Annotated in this window: 10 protein-coding genes; 3 read left to right on the forward strand and 7 right to left on the reverse strand. The window is 44.7% G+C overall.

What is annotated here, in order from left to right:
* Positions 1-262 precede the first annotated feature (262 nt).
* Positions 263-1,324 carry a 1,9-bis(guanidino)-5-aza-nonane synthase gene (locus tag H6F44_RS18765; RefSeq protein WP_190352556.1) on the reverse strand — a complete coding sequence of 354 codons (1,062 nt, stop codon included), beginning with the start codon at positions 1,322-1,324 and terminating at the stop codon, positions 263-265.
* A gap of 629 nt (positions 1,325-1,953) precedes the next feature.
* On the opposite strand from H6F44_RS18765, the gene H6F44_RS18770 reads away from it, so the two are divergent.
* Together H6F44_RS18770 and H6F44_RS18775 are read left to right on the forward strand one after the other, a co-directional pair.
* The gene (locus H6F44_RS18770) at positions 1,954-5,421 is read left to right on the forward strand and encodes a methyl-accepting chemotaxis protein (protein ID WP_190352557.1); all 3,468 of its coding nucleotides are present in this window, start codon (positions 1,954-1,956) and stop codon (positions 5,419-5,421) included.
* Between the two features lie 46 nt (positions 5,422-5,467).
* Complete coding sequence (locus H6F44_RS18775; protein WP_190352558.1) at positions 5,468-8,608, forward strand: ATP-binding response regulator; 3,141 nt, start codon at positions 5,468-5,470, stop codon at positions 8,606-8,608.
* On the opposite strand, the gene H6F44_RS18780 is transcribed toward H6F44_RS18775, so the two are convergent.
* The 6 genes from H6F44_RS18780 to H6F44_RS18805 all read right to left on the reverse strand — a co-directional run bounded on the left by H6F44_RS18780 (position 8,609) and on the right by H6F44_RS18805 (position 18,043).
* Positions 8,609-12,370 (reverse strand): PAS domain S-box protein, encoded by a 3,762-nt coding sequence (locus H6F44_RS18780; protein ID WP_190352559.1) that lies wholly within the window; start codon positions 12,368-12,370, stop codon positions 8,609-8,611.
* A gap of 150 nt (positions 12,371-12,520) precedes the next feature.
* Entirely contained in the window at positions 12,521-13,642 is a 1,122-nt protein-coding gene (gene wecB / locus H6F44_RS18785) for a non-hydrolyzing UDP-N-acetylglucosamine 2-epimerase (protein WP_190352565.1), read from the reverse strand.
* A gap of 75 nt (positions 13,643-13,717) precedes the next feature.
* Entirely contained in the window at positions 13,718-14,623 is a 906-nt protein-coding gene (locus H6F44_RS18790; protein WP_190352560.1) for a hypothetical protein, read from the reverse strand.
* 157 nt (positions 14,624-14,780) lie between these two features.
* Positions 14,781-15,365, reverse strand: coding sequence for a hypothetical protein (locus tag H6F44_RS18795; RefSeq protein ID WP_190352561.1), 585 nt, complete (start codon positions 15,363-15,365; stop codon positions 14,781-14,783).
* Between the two features lie 92 nt (positions 15,366-15,457).
* The gene (locus H6F44_RS18800; RefSeq protein ID WP_190352562.1) at positions 15,458-16,201 is read right to left on the reverse strand and encodes a Stp1/IreP family PP2C-type Ser/Thr phosphatase; all 744 of its coding nucleotides are present in this window, start codon (positions 16,199-16,201) and stop codon (positions 15,458-15,460) included.
* Positions 16,202-16,348: 147 nt separating this feature from the next.
* On the reverse strand, positions 16,349-18,043 hold the full coding sequence (locus tag H6F44_RS18805) for an ABC1 kinase family protein (RefSeq protein ID WP_190352563.1): 1,695 nt from the start codon (positions 18,041-18,043) through the stop codon (positions 16,349-16,351).
* A gap of 166 nt (positions 18,044-18,209) precedes the next feature.
* Between H6F44_RS18805 and H6F44_RS18810 the strand changes: the two genes are divergently transcribed.
* Entirely contained in the window at positions 18,210-19,094 is an 885-nt protein-coding gene (locus H6F44_RS18810; protein WP_190352564.1) for an Rpn family recombination-promoting nuclease/putative transposase, read from the forward strand.
* Positions 19,095-19,204: the final 110 nt, after the last annotated feature.

Raw genomic sequence — 19,204 nt, forward strand, 5'->3', positions numbered from 1 at the left:
AAGGAATATTCTAGTAAGCTCGGATGGGACATAATCGTGTAAGACCTAAGTATGTGCAAGCAGAAAGGGCTGTGATTAGCTCAGGAATCCCCGTCGCTTCAGCGCGGGGAATGTCAACAAACACAAAAAATGTAGGGGCAATTCATGAATTGCCCCTACATTGCTTGATCAGTTACAGCGCTCTGCGCTGGTTTTAAGCCCCATAAAAATTTTAAAAAAGCGGCGCATTGCACCGCTTTATAAGTTCTTGAGGCTATATCAACTAAACACCAACGGGTGTAGGAATGCTGCTGAAAATAGGCACAACGGGCTTGTTAAATACTTGAGCCAAATTGCGAGGAGCGCGATCGCACCAATTGCGCTTGCCATAGACATAGCCAGCGATCAAAGGTAACGCTACGGTTGCTTCCGAAAATACCATCTGCTCCTTAACGATATCCACCTTGCCCCAAGAATGGGCTTCCTTCAAAGTGGAACCCGACAAAGCGCCATCACGCTCATCGGCAACGGTAATCTGCACAGCGTACTTATGCATCGCTGCATCAAAGCCGAGTAGCTCTGCTGCAACCACTGTGTCTTGAGCAAAGTTTTTGGGAACACCACCACCGATCATAAATAGACCAGTGTGGGGGCTTGCCAACTTGCATTGGGTCAATTCGCGGAAGTCACGCACCGAGTCAATGGTCAAATGCTCTTCAGGGGAATACCATTGATGATGCACCAAGCCAAAACCTGCGGAACAATCGCTAAAAGCAGGGACAAAAATAGGAACTTGATGCTCATAGGCAGCTAACACAACAGAATGACGATCCTTAGCATTCTTGTCTAGATAAGCACCCATTTCATAGATAAATTCGCGAGAGGAATAGGGGCGTGGGGGAAGCGAGTTGGCAATCTCAGCGATCGTCATATCACAGACACGCAGCTCATCTTCATCAATGTAAGTGTCGTAGATGCGATCGATGGCATTTTCACGCAATACAGCGTCATCGGCAAAGGTATCGCCCACATAATGGCGGAAGCCCAATGCTTCAAAGAAATCTTGATCGACAATATTTGCGCCAGTTGAAACAATCATGTCAACCATGTTGTTAACGATCAAGTCATATACAATCCCCTTCAGCCCTGCACTAAACAGAGAACCCGACAAGCAAAGAATGATCGCGCAATCCTTGTCCTTGATCATATCGTCATAGATATGAGCCGCACGTCCAAGATTTCTTCCCTGAAAGGCGGTATTCGCCATTGCATCAACCAATCCAACCACATCAAAAGCTTTGATGTCGATATGCTCAACGGTCTGTTTTAGTAAGTCGCGTTTCATGATTCTATTTGTCCTAGATGCTATGTGTTAGTAGATGTATGTAGATAAGTACAGATTTTTTGCAAGTTCTTGCAAACCGAGCCTTGTCAAAATTTCGACAACTAAACAGCAATCATCGATAACCTTGGATCAAATAATCAGCAATCTGGTGTTATAGACAAATCACGTTCCAACCCATCTATCTGCGATTGAGTGGCAGTTAGACGAATTCATGAGTTAACAACACCTAGATACGGATATTTAAGACCGCAGAGGCTTGAATAGCTTATTTAATTGTGAAAATACTTTTTTTCTCCTCAACGAGAAGCGATCGACCTAGGCTGTCAACAACAAGGTGACTACAGCCCTAATAGTTAGAGGGTCGATCGGCGCATACTGGGTCCTTCACAAGCATCATCCCAAGAAAGGGTTGGATCAGACTCGCGTCTTTCATCCAATTTGAGATTGAGGAGCCAATCGCATTCAAGTAATAAAATCAGTTTTTTCAATTTAACTACAACTGAGTACAACAAGTCCTTAGACATAATAGCACCCTTTTTGATAAACACAAGCAAAATGGCGCTAGAGGATCAATATATTAATAGGTTTAAGTATGTACTAGGAGACTTATCAATGCTACAGCCTCCATCTTGAAACAAGACAAGGACGTACTGCACACAGGGACGATCATGATGACAGCACAGTATCAGGCGGCTCTGCACTCTTACGCAGAGGGACGATATGAAGAAGCAATGCAGCAGTTTTCGGAGTTGCTGTATGAAGATCCGCGCAACCCAAAATTACATATTTGGTTGGGGGCGACTTTTCGCAAAGCAGGCAAGATCGAATATGCCAAGGTGCAGTATCAACAGGTGCTGACGCTTACTGAAGATCCCGACTTACTTGATCTGGCTAGTACTTCCCTTGCTCAAATCCAGCAAAAATTAGCAGGTCAGTCTCATCATAAGGGTAGAAAGCAGGATGTTGTTTTGGATAATGCCAAAACTGCAAATCTTAAATTCGATGTAAGGATGGCTGGAGATGATCGCGGGGGTGATGTCACTCTTTTGGCAGAGCCTGTGGCGATCGCCGCAGGAGATGGCAATTCCTTGAATGGTAATGCCATTAATTATAGTGCGTCACAAAATGGGGTTAGTAAGTCTGGGGAGAAAGTTCGCACATCTGCAAATGGAGTTGCAACTGGATCTTTGATATATGAGGGTGTGGCAGTGCCACCACCACCTGCGATCGCTGCTTTGATCAAGCCATCGGTCAATAGGCAGGAGGAGAGTCCATTTATCGTGGTGGATAATGACTTGACAGGTGCGGATGTTGCTGAAGAGATAAATACGGAAAAAGCCTCCAGTTCTGCCAACTCATTTTTTGGCAAGGCGATCGCCAGTATTCAAAACAGTGGGCAGCGATCGCAACAATCCCGAAAGTCTAATTCCTCAAAATCTAGATCAGCAAAACCAAAGCGAAATTCCCCATCTTTGGGAGATATCATCTTTGGCAAAGCTGCACCAAAGCCATCGGCACAAGGTTTTATAACAACTGATGTGACGAATAGGGACAATAATACAGATTTCAATGCAGATGTCAATTTAGATATTAATACAGATGTCAATGCAGATACTAATGCAGACACTAATGCAGATATTGTTAGTGGCTCAGGGCGCGATGCAGCAGCGATAGTTTCTTCCGATCCTGTTAATACTCTTTTTGATAGTTCTTCTGATAGTTCTAAAAATGCGATCGCCCTAGAAGACTTGTTTAAGTTCTCTAGTGTTGGTCAAAAAATTACTCTATGGGGAACAGTTTTGGCAACTTTGCCTGCGGTCATGATTGGGGTGGCTGCCTATCAGGTTGGTAATGGCTTGCTATTGGAGAAGGTGAATCAAGAACGGCAGACGGAAGTAATTAGTCTGGCTAAAGGAACTAGTGCTTTTTTGAAGGCGAAAGTTGATGATGTGGCGGTTCTCAAAAATCTCCTCACTGCCAATGATACGGGTAGGAATACGCTCCAAAATCCACAACTTGCTGCTTCAAAGGCAATTACCAATAACCAGAAGCAAGTTCTCCAGCAACTAACTAACCGACTTAATCTTTATGCTCAAGCTTATCCCAGTTATAACAGCATTGCTGTTTTTAATGCTAATGGTGAATTTTTAGCCCAGTCCAATAATTCTAAGACTTTGCAGGTGTTCAATGCCGACTTACTGAATAAGGCTACCAATCGAGGTAATGTGCTGTTGAGTGAGCCAATCACCACTAAGGATGGTGTATATATTTATGCGATCGCTGCGGTCAAAGATCCTGTATCTCAGAAAGTGGGTATGATTTTGCAGGCTGAAATCCCATTGGCATCATTGGTTAATCATGTCAAAAGCTCTAAATTGCGTGATGATGCTCAATCTCACTTTTATCTAATTGATAGTCTTGGTAAATATGTAGCAGCTTCTCAGCCGGTAACTCTTGGAGGTGATGCGTCTGAACAGTTCACGATGTTGCCAGAGTTAAATGCAGCCCAATTGCCAAGTTTGCGGGAATTGAGTAAGGGCGATCGCCGCGCCCAGATTCTTGCTTATGCGCCCGTTCCTAATATGCAAAACTATGGCTTAATTCCTTGGGATATATTAACCACCATCGATAAAGCCTCAGCAATGAGTGATATGCAAAACTTGCTATTTTTAGTCAGCGCAGGTATTGCCGCAACGCCCCTAGTGATCGCCGCGATCGCCTATGCTCTCTCACGCAACCTCAGCAATCGGCTTAGAGATATTCGCGCTGCTTTGCGGGATTTGCAGCGTGGTGAACTTCGGAACAGTTTTGGGGCTTTGAGTATTGAAGGAAATGATGAACTTGCCGATATTTCGCAAAGTGTCAATCGGATGTCTGAGCAATTTCAGGTGATGATGCAAAAGCAGGAACAGGAGAAACAGCGCTTACAGTTGCAGGTGATGAAGTTATTTCAGGTGTTATCTAAACTAGCGCGAGAAAATACGGCGGAGGCTAAAAATGCTGATCTGGCAAATATATCCGATGACATGATTTTAAATCTTGGTAAAAAAGTTCGGTCAGAACTGGTTCAGCATTATGCTGAAGTGGAAAACTATCGCCAACAAAAAGATCAACTGAAGGCGCAATTAGTACAAATGCTGCGCGATATGCAGTCCCTCGCTGACGGTGATCTTTCTGTTTCCACCCGTTCTATTGATGGCAGCTTAACCGATGTGTCCATCTTCTTTGATGATGTGACGCGAGGACTGCAAAATATCATTAGCCAAGTAAAAACTGCCGCAAATCAGGTCAACTTCGCTCTAGGACAAAATGATCAGGCGATCGCCAATCTTTGCAGTGCATCTCAGCGCCAAGTTGATATAGTTGCCCGATCAATGAATACAATCCAAGCGGGTAGCATTTCGGCAAAGGCGATCGCCGACCATAGCCATCGGGCAGTGCAGTCATCGCAAACCATCGCCGAGAAAGTGCATGATAGTGATTTGGCGATCGCGGCTGTCGTTGATAAGGTGAGCGAACTCCAACATACGGTGGCTAATACAGCCAGACGCATCCAACATTTAGGTGAAGTTTCTCATAAGATTACCAAAGCTATTTCCTTTGTCAATGAGATCGCAATCCAAACTAATTTCCTTGCCATCAACGCTTCTCTCGAAGCATCGCGCCAAGGGCATACTGACTTTAGCTTTGCCGCAGTAGCTGAAGAGGTTGGTGAACTTGCTAACCGTTCGATCAATGCGACAAAGGAAATGGAAGGAATGCTTAGTGACATTCAGCAGGAAACCAATGCGGTGATGTCAGCGATAGAGTCTAGCACAACTCAAGTAGTAGAGAGCGCATCCCTAGCGATTACAGCTAAGGACAATCTACATCAAATTGGTAATATCTCCCATGAGATTGATGGATTGATGAACTCGATCGCCAATGCCACCGCTTCTCAGGTGCAGACATCGGAGGGCGTAGCCAGTCTCATGCAGGATATTTCTCACATCGCTCAAAGAACCTTGGCAACCTCTGGAGAAGTATCGAAATCCATGAAGTCTACAAAGACCTATTCTGGTGACTTGCAAAAGTCTCTAGCCCATTTCAAGAATTGATTTCAAGATTTGCTCAGTAGTACTGCGAAATATCCTGTGAAAGATAATGATTAATACTGCAATGTTATCCCCCGTTAAACAAGAATCAGCGATCGCTGCCCAAACATATCTAAATGAACTGAAAGATAAAGTTTCAGAGTTAGATATTGGTCTTCTTGACATCAAACAGCAAGTAGAGGCAATCATTGCCATCCTGCGATCGCTGAAAGCAATGGTAATTAGCAAGCAAATAGAAGATCATAACCCTCCATTCGCCAAAATATTCAACAAGATTCATCAGCGTTTCATTGCTATTAGCCGCCGATTGAGTCACTTCATGACAATCGATTGGATTACGAAAGGACTGTTGCTAGAAGTAACTAGCCTGATGGAAAGAATGATCGATGAATATTTTTTAGAGCCAAAGTCTCTGACTGACTGGGAAGCTTTACAGCAGGAGCTATTTAGTCAACTAGAGCAACACTTATTACAAACTTCTCATAATGATGAATCAGTATTGATACTGTCTCTAGAAGCCGATATGATGGAAAATAATGATCCAAATGATGTGGCTAATGATCCATTTCATCTGGACAGCCCATTAGAAGCTTTACATCTATTTGACCAAGCGGAGCAAGAATTTTCTCTGCAAGGTTCTGGGCAATTTTCTCATCAGAATGATGATCTCACTACTTTGTTTCCTAGCATTATCGATAGTTCTGATGAAATTGATTTAGATGATATTAGCGATTTTGATGAGTTGGCTCCATCGACAAAAGCAGCAGTACCTATGCCAGAAATCTTAGCTGATATATTTCTCACCTCGGCAGACATAACCACACAGGAAAAATTAACTGGTAATGACGATGAAACTGAGCTACAGGGGTTTAATTGGAAAGATATTGAGAATGAGTTTGACTTTGATGCTCATGAGGATGATCTACCGCCCAATGATGACTGGCATCAGTTTAATACCCCAGAAGCTTGGTCAAGTATTGATGAAGAGGAGACTTCTCTTCTAAATGAACTAACGGCTAGTTTTTATTTGGCAGATGATGATCAGAATGAGGAGTTAGATTTTATCGTTGATACTGAAATCTACGACTTTTTGCAAAATATTGATGCTCAAATGAATGAGCAAATGAATGAGCAAATTATTAATGACCAGATTAATGAGCAGATAGAGTATCAACCTCTACCTTTATTTGATACTCCAGATATTGATACGGCCATAGAAGAGTCCCCGATCTATCAAAACAAACAAAATCTCAATCAAAGTCTCAATCAAAACCTTGAAGATTATGATCAAGATATTCAGTTTGTGCATGACCAACAATATCATTATGGCACTTTTCAGAAAAATCTTGCTGATATTGATAATGCCAACGATCGCCTAATGGATGGGAATGGGGAAAGTGGCAATAATACCCGCGCCCTTAATGTACAAATCCCCTATGAATATTTAGAAAGATTGGGTGATATCTCGGAAGACTTGGTAATTAGAAAGGGGGCGATCGCTTCTTATTTAAATGGAATTAGAGGATTGTCTTCAGAAATAAATAGAGATTTAGCATTGTTAGATGGACATAACACATCACAATTAAAGCAGAATTTGGAGGCTTTAGTTGCTGTTCTCGAACGCACAGAGCAGCAAACTGAGTTAATGAATTCAGACATTCGCCAACTTCGCCAACATCTCTATCAAACCTTGAAATGTCCTCTCTCTGGTTTGACGGCCAGATTTCCAAGGGTTCTCCATGATTTAGCTGGGCAGTATGGCAAACAGGTCGATCTTGTTGTGCAGGGGGCAGACATTGGCTTGGAGAAGGTTGTCGCGGAAGCCATTGCTGAACCTTTGCATCTTTTGCTGCGTTATTGCTTGCAGTCTAATATTGAACTGCCTGCGGAGCGCCAACAACAGGGTAAACCGCCCCAAGGCAAAATTGAAATCATCGCATCACAAAATGATGCCATTGTGGAAATAAAAATTAGTGATGATGGGCGTAGTATTGATGTCCCCATGCCTGATCATTTGGTCAAGCTATGCGATGATGTGCAGCAAAGATTGCAACCTATAGGCGGGAAGTTTGTAGTACAGCCAGCCATGAGTTCGCCGTTTATCTTCACCTTGCCAAACAGTCTCTCTTTGATACGGGTGCTATTGATCACTATCAATCGAATGTGTTTAGCTATTCCAAGCAAATCCATTTTGGAAGTGTTGCCAATGCCTAATACTGACGGGCGATCGCTACATCTTCTAGAATGGCAAAATCATGCTATTCCCATCGTCAAACTTGATGAAGCTTTAATGCTTAATTGTCGCCCTGCTCAGGGACAGTTTGCTAGTTGGGAACATGAGGCAAATCACCTAAGGAATGAAATGCCGATGCCTACATATTTAGTGGTGGAAAGTGATGGCAAACTAGGCGCGTTACAGGTTGATAACTGTTGGGGGCATCAAGATGCAACTTTGCATCGTGTTGAAGGTGATATTGCCTTACCACCGATGTTTGCAGGGGCTGTGATCCTTGCAACTAATCAGGCGATCGCTTTGCTCAATCCTAGGGAATTAATTCAGCGATCGCTAGGACAGGAACCTAAAGCCAATCATGGAGAGCATAATGGTACTACTGCTTTGTCTGCATCTTCTGGGCAGCTTTGGACAGCAGCCAATCCAGATAATATCAACAGTATTCATAGTCTATCGGACTTCTTTAATAATATTGATAACAATATTGATCATGATCATAATGTTGACCAATCGCAATTACCTATGCAGCCATTAGCACTAGCATCATTGCCGAGCCAAATTACAAGTCAAATTACAAGCCAAATTAAAGTACTAATTGTTGAATCTTCGGCAAATGTGCGCCGCTACCTTGCCATGACCCTTGCCAAATGTGGATTTTTGACAGAACAAGCGCAGAACAGTCAAAAGGCGATCGCGCTCATAAAGGCAAAGCAACAGGAAGGGACAAATATTGATGTGGTAATTACGGATCTAGAAATGCCACAAATGGATGGATTTAAGTTCTTGTCAAGTATGCGAAGTGATTTCAGTTTACAAAATTTGCCCGTAATTGTACTTACTGCTCATAATAATGAAAATGATCAAAAACTTGCCCTTGAGCTTGGAGCAAAAGCCTTTTTCAGTAAGCCCTATCGTGAACAGGAGCTAATTGAGACATTAAAAAAATTAGTGACATAATTAGTTGTTGATCGAGCCTAAGTAACTGTTGATTTTTGTGACTAGCTGTTTCATTGACACTGGTTTACTGAGATAGTCATTTGCACCTGCTGCGAGGCAGCGATCGCGATCGCCAGACATCGCTAGGGCAGTCAAGGCAATGATCGGCGTATTGGCTAATTCAGGCTTTTGGCGAATGTGCTGAATCGCTTCTAAGCCATCCATTCCTGGCATTTGAATATCCATCAAAATTAGATCGGGGTGAGTCTGTTGAGCTAGGTCGATCGCCATGCGGCCGTTGTGAGCAACGAGCAAGCGAAAACCCTTCAGACTTAAATATTCAACAAACATAGTGACATTTGCCTCATTATCTTCGGCAAGTAAAATTAATGGCATATTAGCGATCTCGCCTGTGATAGTCTCAGAGCTAGACAGAAGCGGCGGTGCTGACTCAACGGCTACTTCACAAAATGGCGTGATCGGCAGCGCGATCGTAAAGCAACTGCCCACACCTAATTCACTGGTTAATCTGACTTCGCCGCCATGTAGTTCCACTAAGCGCTTGACGAGGGCTAAGCCCAATCCCGTACCGTTATAGCTACGATTGAGGGCGCTCTCCACCTGCACAAAGGGTTGAAACAGTCGTTGGATCTGATCTGGCGCAATCCCAATGCCCGTATCAACGATGCTAATCTCTAGCTTGTCACAGGTCACTGCGCCGTTATGGGCGATCGCGTCCTTATCGGAAAATGCGATGTAATTTACTTTTATGCTAACTTTGCCGCCGTCTGGTGTGAATTTGACAGCATTATTGAGCAGATTAATCAACACTTGCCGAATGCGCCGTTCGTCAAGGTTAATGGTGGGCAGGTGGGCAGGAATCTCTGTTTCTAGTTGAATATTTTTGGTGAAGGCTTGTTGCTTAATAAAAAGTAAACCAGACTGGCAAAGGGTTTCAACATGACATGGTTGACAAAATAGCTTGATTTGTCCTGCTTCAACTTTCGCCACATCTAGAATATCGTTAATTAATTCCAGTAAGTGATTGCTACTTTTTTCAATGGTTTGGAGGGATTGCATCTGCCGATCATTTAAGTCACCCAAAATTCCCTCCTGGAGAATTTCCGTCATGCCTAAAATGGCATTGAGTGGGGTGCGTAATTCATGGCTCATATTGGCTAGAAATTCATCTTTGAGGCGAGTTGCCTTGATCAGTTCCTCATTAATACGTTGCAGTTGTATTTCCGCCTGTTTGCGATCGGTAATATCAATGTTTAACCCAACCTTCTTTTGGATTTCTCCTTGGGCATTGTATTGGTTGAAGACGTAGGAATCGATAAAGCGAATTGTCCCATTGGGGCGAATAATCCGAAATTCGACATGGCATTCTTTAGCACCTTGAGGGGATTGCTGTTCAGCTTGCTGTACCCATTCTTGATCATCGGGATGAATACTTTGGAACCAATCTTCATATTCACCAGAAAACGCTTCTGGCGAAATTCCATAAAGGTTAAACATCCTTTCGTCCCATAGCAAGCGCCCTTCACTTATTTGCCATTCCCAAATACCAATATTGGCTCCTTTCAGGGCAAATTCCAGACGATCTGATAGGTCTTGAAGTGCAAGTTCGGTGTTTTTGCGATCAGTAATATCGGTGAGCGTGCCGATGTATCCCACTATGTTGCCATCATTATCGAATTCCTTCGCCACTTGGATATAAACCCACGTTGTCGTGCCATCTGGACGGAGATGTCGACCTTCACTGCCATGAATGATCTGGCTCTCAGGATTAGAATGGGCATAGTATTCTGCCCATTCGGCAATGCTCTGCTCTCTGTCTTCGGGATGTACTGATTCCATCCAACCATGTCCCAAGGCTGATTCCATGGGTCGCCCACTCAGATCACTCCAGCGCTCGTTGACATAGACGCAGTTGAGTGGCTCATCAAAGCGGAAAATTGCAACTGGAGCCGCCGCCGCGAGACTGGCATAGCGGCGCTCACTGGCTTTTAACGATAGCTCCATAGTTTTGCGATCGCTGATATCTCTCATTATGGTTGAGAAACTCTCGACCACGCCACTGTCTGACCTATGAGCAATAATCACTTGGGAGACGGGGATTTCTTTGCCTGCACTATCTAGCAGTGCCATTTCTCCAGCCCAACTACCCTTCTCAATTGCTGTGGGTAGAGCCTGTTCCAATATAATTTTATTTACCCAATCAGGATGACATTCGGAAATATACCGATGCTCTGCACCATCAACCAGTTCGGGACGTAGTTGTTTGAGTTGCCTGTTGTGCCATAAGATCTCACCTTGAGCATTAGCCATGCCGATATAATCAGGAGTTGCTTCAAGTATTGCCGTCAGTTTGGCTTGTTTTTGCTCTGCATTTTTGCGATCGCTGATATCTTGATAAGTCCCTAACACCCCAATCACCTCACCTTGCAGATTGCGGAGGGGGAGCTTGTTAATTTCTGTCCAAATAGTCCGCCCATTGGCTTGGTGTTGAGTATCCTCAATCGCCAGTTTAGGAATTTGACCCTCAATGATTGCCCGATCTCCATCTCGGTAAAAATCGGCTTCCGTCTCTCCCCAAGGCATTTCACGATCTGTCTTGCCAATAATCTGCGCGATCGTTTGAAACCCTGCATCTCTCAAAAAATTCTGGTTGCAGCCTAGATATACCGAATTGACATCTTTCCAGAACACCGAAAGGGGAAATGTATCCAGTACCGTTTGCAAAAATTGTTCCCGTTCTTGCAGTTCCTGCGTTCGCACCTGCACCCGATGCTCCAATTCTTGATTTAGTTGCTGCAAAGCTTGGGTGGCTTGATCGCGCTCGATCGCAATACCTGCAATGTTGGCAGCCTGAGTAATCCATTCTAGCTCCTGCGCTTGAGGTGCTTTCTGCTCTCGATAGTAAATGCCAAATGCACCTAATACAGTGCGATCGCTGGCAAAAATCGGTATGGACGAACAGGCTTGTAAGCCATAACAAAGAGCAAATTGTTTATGATTTTGCCACAATGGATCATTGGCAATATCCGACACCACCACCAACTCGCGCCGAAATGCCGCAGTTCCACAGCTACCCACCCCCTCGGCGATCGGGAGATTTGCCTTCTCAAGTGCCATCGCGTATTCCATCGGCAAGCTTGGCGCGATTACCTCACCCAAGAGTCCATCCCGACAGAGCGTTATCGAACAACTAGAACCCCGCAGGTAGGTTTCCATCATTAGCAGCAACTCCCCCAAAACCTCTGACAGTGGCTCAGATTGGGCAATTCGCTCATGAATCTTTTGTTGAATCGCAAAGAGCGAAGCAGTGGCTTCGTGAATGATGGCATCTCTCAGACGGATGAGGGTTTCATGCTGAAGGACACCAACCAATTGCTCTTGTGCGTCCACGATCGCTAAATGCGTAATTTGTGACGATTCAAAATGGGCGATCGCGGCATTAATATTACGCAAATCCTTTAAGTCAGACTGGGAAATTATGAGGCTGGCTGATGGCGATCGGTGTTCTTGCCAAAATTGCCTCAGTGTTAATTGGGCGATCGGCTGCTGTTGGATTACTAGACGCATCACGTCTTGCTGTGTCAAGATGCCTAAAACTTTTAGCTCATCGGATACAATCACTACACAGGTTGATGATCCATTGTCTCCATCTATCCCCTGTTTACTCAGGTTACTCATCTGTTCTACTGCTGAAAGCACAGTTGCGTCTGCCCTCGCAGATAGAGGGTACTGCACAATCGCCGCTTCCAAATTGCTTAGCATAGTGAAAAGAACCCTTAAAATTTTGCAGTCTAACCACTTTGGGGAAAAATTTGCCCCTAGGGAAATTTGTCAGTCAAACAGGTCAAATAGACTATCCCATTTATATCATAGGAAAATGTAAAATTCCTGCTTTGTGTCGCCTAAAAACTGCTACATCAGCGAGTTGAGATAGGAACTGACGATATCGAGAATGCGCTGACTGGACTTGCCATCACCAAAGGGATTGGCGACATTTGCCATCCTCCCATAGATGACGCGATCGCCTAATAATTCTGTTGCGGCGGAGACGATCACCTCCGTGGTTGTACCGACTAGCTTACTTGTCCCTGCGGTGATCGCTTCAGGACGCTCAGTGGTGGATCGCAACACCAATACAGGCTTGCCTAAACTGGGAGCTTCTTCTTGCAAACCACCCGAATCGCTCATAATCAGATAGCAGCGCTGCATCGCACCCACCAACTGCTCATAGTCTAAAGGCTCGATCAAAAAGATGCGTGGGTGATTGCCTAAGGTCGAGATCAATGGCTCTCGCACCACAGGATTGAGGTGCATCGGTAAAACCAACGCCACATCAGGAAATTTTGCCAAGATTTGCAGCCAAGCTTCCATAATTTGCGATAGTGGCTCTCCCCAGTTTTCGCGGCGATGGACTGTGGCAAGAATAACCCGATGGGCTGACCAATCTAACCCCATAATCTCACAGGCAGGCGATCGCCCCGACACATAGAGCAACGCATCAATCACCGTATTGCCCGTATCATAAATACCAGTTTTTACCCCCGCAGCCACCAGATTAGCCACCGATGCAGGGGTGGGCGCAAAGTGTAATTGGGCAATTTGGGAAACTAGACGGCGATTTGCCTCTTCAGGAAAAGGATTGAACAGATCATCGGTGCGTAAACCCGCCTCCACATGACCAACAGGAATTTGTTGATAAAAAGCTGCCAAGGCGGCTGCAAAGGCTGTCGTTGTATCCCCTTGCACCAATACCATGTGGGGCTTAATGGTGTGATATAAACTTTCTAGCCCCACCAAGCTATTGCAAGTAATCTCGGTTAGGGTTTGCTTGGGGCGCATGATTTCTAGGTCATAGTCAGCCTCAATATCAAATAGTCGCATCACCTGCTCTACCATTTGTCGATGCTGACCTGTGAGGATCACTGAGGTTTGAAAGCGCTGATCATTTTTAAAACCAAGGATAACTGGGGCAAGTTTGATTGCCTCTGGTCTTGTGCCAAGTGTAATGCAAACATGAAATTTAGCCACTAAAATAAGTCTTCCTCAGTGAATCACAGTTAAGTTGACCCCAACTCATCATGGAGTTTTGGAGTTTTGTTTCTTGCAAATTTAGATTTTGTGATCTTGGACAAGTTCTGGGGCGATCGCGGCGGGTTTTGCGGCTTTAGTCCCACCCCCCAGAGCCGCATGGATGCCACGCAGACCCACCACAATAATCGCGCAGACCACGAGGTATTGCAAAAATTGAAAGGAGACGCTAGGGGTGGAGAGGAGCGACTGCCAAGAGAATTGGCGATCGGAAGGTAAATTTGCTGCACTATCTGGAGCAGTCAACTCAGTTTCCACAGACATATCAGACAATAAAGCGTTAGTCTCGTCATTTAATGTTGGGAATGGATCTAGATTAGGGGATGGCATTGGCGGCTGCACCAGAGGCTCAATGGCGATCGCCGTATTATCAGAAACATCAAAACCATCAGTATCGCCAAACATCTCATCTAGGTCGGGGCTGGCTTTAGGGGCTATTGGCAACTGAGCATCAAGAGATAAGGGACGATCGCCAGTGGGGCTATTGCGCTCTAACATAGGTTTAGGCGGAAATACGGGTAATGGAGGTAGTTTACGCGGTTCTGTGGTAGGTATTACTCCGCTATTTTGACTAATCTCTGACGGCTCTTGGTTTAGGCGATTTTCCGTCTCAACCAATGCCACCTCTTCCGTCCATGCAGGCTCTACAGATCCTGCTTGCTGCCAAGAGATCACTATTGTTGATACATTTTGCACATCAAGGGTGATGAACCATTTCTTGAGCATCCCCACCAGCACTTGCCGCTTAGGGACGCGCATCTCATCATCTAGCGATCGCAAGTCTGACTCGATCAATACATCTAAGCGATCGCCAATTCTCTCAACGTTTGCCAACATTCCTTGAGATTTGAGCAATCGATTCATTAAAGAGGCGATCGCACTTATATTTCCCTCTTTTGCTTGTTCGACTAGTGGATTTTGCGTCATAGTAGCAACCTCAGATATCCAGCCAAGAGATACATTTATAAATTCAAGCCAAATGTATCAGATTTATGTAGCTTTGCGACAACCAATTGCTAGACCAAGATACCAAAAGTCAATGGCGGCAATGGGGAGCAATGCAGTTTTACAAGACTAACGATAGCTATAAATTTGCTTGCAAAAAACGATTTTGCAGTGCATAGGCTTCTTGCTCTAAAGCATTTTGGGCATATTTTTGATTAGCGCGTTTATATTCCACAAAATATTTGTACCCAAATTGGTCGAGTCCCCCATTTTGGATACATTGGCGCACATGAACCATTTCATGGACAAGCAGTCCTAGTTGCTTCATATCTTCGGGGTGATAGTCATCACGCAGATAAATGCGATCGCAATAGGTTTGGGCGATCGACTCCACTTCCCCAAAATGCACGGCAATATTTCCTAAGACCCAACGATCCATCATTTGCGCGTTATAAACCACGGTGACACGATCTATATAATCAATAAAATAGCGGCGTAGGTAACGCTTTTGAACATTATCGAGCTTAGTTCCTTCTCGGTTTTTTGAGCGCATGGTTTTGGCAGCAGCTTGATAGGCGATCGATCCTGCCTGTCCCCAAGCCTCTTCCACAAGGCTATTTTGTGCCTGTGAATTTCCTGAAAACTGCCCACCAGAAAACCCCCAAGCTGTCATGAGGGCTAGGGTTAACAAGATTAACAAAGCTATGCGTCTGAGGCTATTCATTAACTCCTAAGACTGGCAATCGGGTGTTAAGTTGCTAGATGGCAACTGAATTTCCTTGAACTGCGGGGATAACTTTTGCTAGGAGTAAGGGGCTAGCTTTGCGGATTTGGATTGAGTTCATTAGAAACTATCACTACGGTGATATTGTCGCGCCCACCGCGCAACTTGGCAGACTCGATCAAGGCTTGGGCAGATTGTTGGCAGTTACGAATGCTTTTGAGTTGATGGGCAATGCGATCGTCACTGAGTTCTTCGGTCAAGCCATCACTACAGATTAAGAAGCGATCGCCAGGTTGCCATTCAATGGCACGGGATGCAACCCCTTTCACATCCTCTCGCCCTAAACATTGCAAAAGCATATGCCGCCAAGGGTGACTTTTCGCCTCATCAGCATTAACTACACCCGTCTGGATCGCTCTGGCAATCCATGTATGGTCATCACTAATTTGCTCTAGTTTGGCTCCACGCAATCGATAAAGTCGTGAATCGCCAATATGACAAAACCAAGGCTGCTCTTCATGGAAAATGAGCAGTACTACAGTTGTCCCCATGTCGGAGCGGATTGGGTTGGCATTCTGATCATCAATAATTGCTTGATTTGCCTTACTAATCGCATCTTCCATGAGTTTTTGGGGAGTGGCATTAGTATCCCAAAGTGCTTCCAAACATTCACGGATGGAGTCAACGGCGATCTTGCTTGCAATTTCACCACCTGCGTGTCCTCCCATGCCGTCAGCCACTACAAAAAACCTACCTTCTGGGTCGATGTAATAGGAATCTTGGTTGGCGGATCTGACGCAGCCTGTATCGGTTGCTCCTGCAAATAGACGCTTCATGTTAGGTGGTTCGGCTCGACGTATTTAATTAAACAATTATCCTATAGCAATCCTTAGTTTAAGACTATTAAGTTAAAACTATTGATTTTAATTGAAGGCGGGCAACACTTCGCGCTGTCAATCCCAATTAAAGGATCTATATCTATATTATTGCCGCTCAGGACGATCAATTTTTGTTAATAAACGCAATAACACTAAAGTAAATATAGCGGCGGCGATCGCTGCCATGATTGCGGGAATTTGCGCACCATTTACAAATAGCAGGGTGGCGCAGATCCAAAAGTTTGCCCCTAGCAGCGCATAGATCATGCCAATCCCCACATTACTTACCCGCCGTAATAGGCGATCGGTTTCCTGTGACTTGACCCTCACCCGAATGTCGCCGCGATCGAGCTTGGCGAGGGTGTCATCAATGCGCCGTGGCAAGGCGATCGCTGTGTTGCTCACCTGTGCCGCCTGCCTGCCGATTTCACCAAAAAAAGCGGTGGAAAGGCTGCCTGATTCTTGGGAATTGCCGTTTTGCATAAGATTAGTTGCGTAGGGTTGTGCGACTTCCATAAAGTTGAAATTGGGATCAAGCCCTTTCCCCAGTCCTTCGAGGGTGGAGATGGCGCGGAGGACAAAGGTAAAGGTGGCGGGAAAGCGAAAGGGTTGATCGTAGGCAATGTCATACAGATCGTCACTGATGGCGGCAACCGATCGCTTTTCCATCGGCTGTCCCATGAAGTTGTCTAACATATATTGTACCGATCGCCTGATGGGGCCTGTATCGCCCTTTACCTCCAGCGCCCCTAACTCAATTAGGGAATTAATTACGGCTTCGGCATCCTTTTGGGCGATCGCAAAGAAGGTGCGGAGCAACTTCTCACGGGTAATGGACTGGATGCGTCCCATCATCCCAAAATCATAGAAAATTAGCTCCCCCTTGCCCGTCACCGCTAAGTTGCCTGGATGGGGATCGGCATGGAAAAAACCATGATTTAGCAACTGCTCCATGTAAGCCTCTGCACCAATGCGGGCGATCGCTTTGCGATCTAGTCCCGATGCTTCGAGGGCATCATAGTTACTCACCTTGATCCCTGGCAAATATTCAAGGGCAAGCACGCGCCGTGACGCATAGCGCCAATAGACACGGGGGACAATAATGCGGCGATCGTTCCGAAAATTACGCCGAAACGCATCCGCATTGCGCCCCTCATTTAAATAATCCGCCTCCTCATATAAAATTTTGCGGCATTCCTCATAAATGCCCACCCAGTCGCGCCCTCTGCCATGCTTCGGATGATTTTGAAAATATTGAGCAATTTTTTTGAGAATGCCTAGATCAATCGCAAATAACTTCAGCAGTCCTGGGCGCTGCACCTTCACCACAATTTCTTCGCCCGTCGGTAATTGCGCCTTATGAACCTGCCCTAGACTCGCCGCCGCCAATGGAATCGGTTCAAAATGGCTAAACATTTGATCAACGGATTTACCAAGATCCGACTCAATAATTTGTCTAGCTCTCTCCGCCGTAAAAGCAGGAACCTTGTCCTGTAGTTTTGATAACTCTTCCACTGACTCAGTGGGCAAAATATCAGCACGGGTGGAGAGCAACTGTCCAACCTTAATAAAGGTCGGTCCAAGTTGCAGCATCGACTCCCTCAGCCAAATAGCTCTTTGCCGAGTGCGCTTTTTTACCTTTATATCGGTTTTTCCGCCGATATAGCTCCATTGCTTACCATCAATCCAAATCATCCAAGAAAAAGTCAAAACCACCCGCCAAATATCAATGGTGCGGGCAAATTCAGAGTAGTTGTCACGACTCCAGCGATAGTTGGGTTCAGAAGATAAAGCTGGCACGGCTCACTAAAAATAAAAGGGTTAAAAATCTGTAACAAACCTTTACATCTTAGCGTAAATGTTTATGTTCTTTAACATTTAACAGGGTAGCTTCCAGTCTATTGGGGTTTTAAACGTAAAGCGTTATACATTTGTGCAGATTCTTTAATCAGGCTAAAATTGGTCAATGTTTGACAATATCTGTAAATTTCTTGCCGAAACTTACTCAACCGATCTTGCCTCTTGGTTGTTTGGTGAGCCGATTTTGCTAACTCAAGTCCAACCACAAGAGTTAGCAGTAGAACCAATTCGTGCTGATAGCTTGATTTTGCTTGAGGCCGAAGGGCTATTGCTACACCTAGAATTTCAAACCAAAGCCGATCCACATATTCCTTTTAGAATGCTGGACTATTGGGTAAGGGGCAGGAGGCGTTTCCCTGACAAGAGAATACGTCAGGTCGTAACTTATCTAAAGGAGACAAGTTCAGATCTAGTTTTTCAAAACAAATTCGAGGAAGGTACAACTCACCACGAGTTTGAAGCGATCAGGCTGTGGGAGCAACCCCTCTCTCATTTCTTAGAATTTACTGGTATGTTGCCCTTTGCTATACTTGTCAATGAGCGTAACAAAGAGCGTTTATTGCGAAATATTGCTCAAAAAATTGATAAAATCCCTGATCAAAAAACACGTCAAACTATTGGAGCCGCAACCTATGTATTGGCAGGTTTAATTTTAGACAAAGATGTTATTAAGCAAATTTTGAGGAGAGATATCATGCGTGAATCTGTAACATATCAAGAAATTTTGCAAGAAGGACTTCAGGAGGGTCTCCAACTAGGACTCCAAGAAGGTCGCCAAGAAGGTCGCCAAGAAGGTCGACAACTGGGGCGAAAGGAAGGCTTAGTTACCATTGTTTTACGGTTGCTCACTCACAAGTTTGGCACTGTGCCGCCAAAATTGCATAATAGAATCATGCGATTACATATCCCGCGTTTAGAGAGTCTGGCGGAAGCGATTTTAGATTTTCAGAATGTTACGGACTTGGAGCTTTGGTTTAACAAGAAAAAGTAGGTTTTATACCAGAAGTGTTGAACGATAGAAAATAATCAGAAAAAAGCGCTCCTAATTTGTTAAACTAGAAGCCATAAATTAAAAAAATAATATCTATGATGTTATCCAAC

Source organism: Pseudanabaena cinerea FACHB-1277, from assembly GCF_014696345.1.
Taxonomy (GTDB): Bacteria; Cyanobacteriota; Cyanobacteriia; order Pseudanabaenales; family Pseudanabaenaceae; genus Pseudanabaena; species Pseudanabaena cinerea.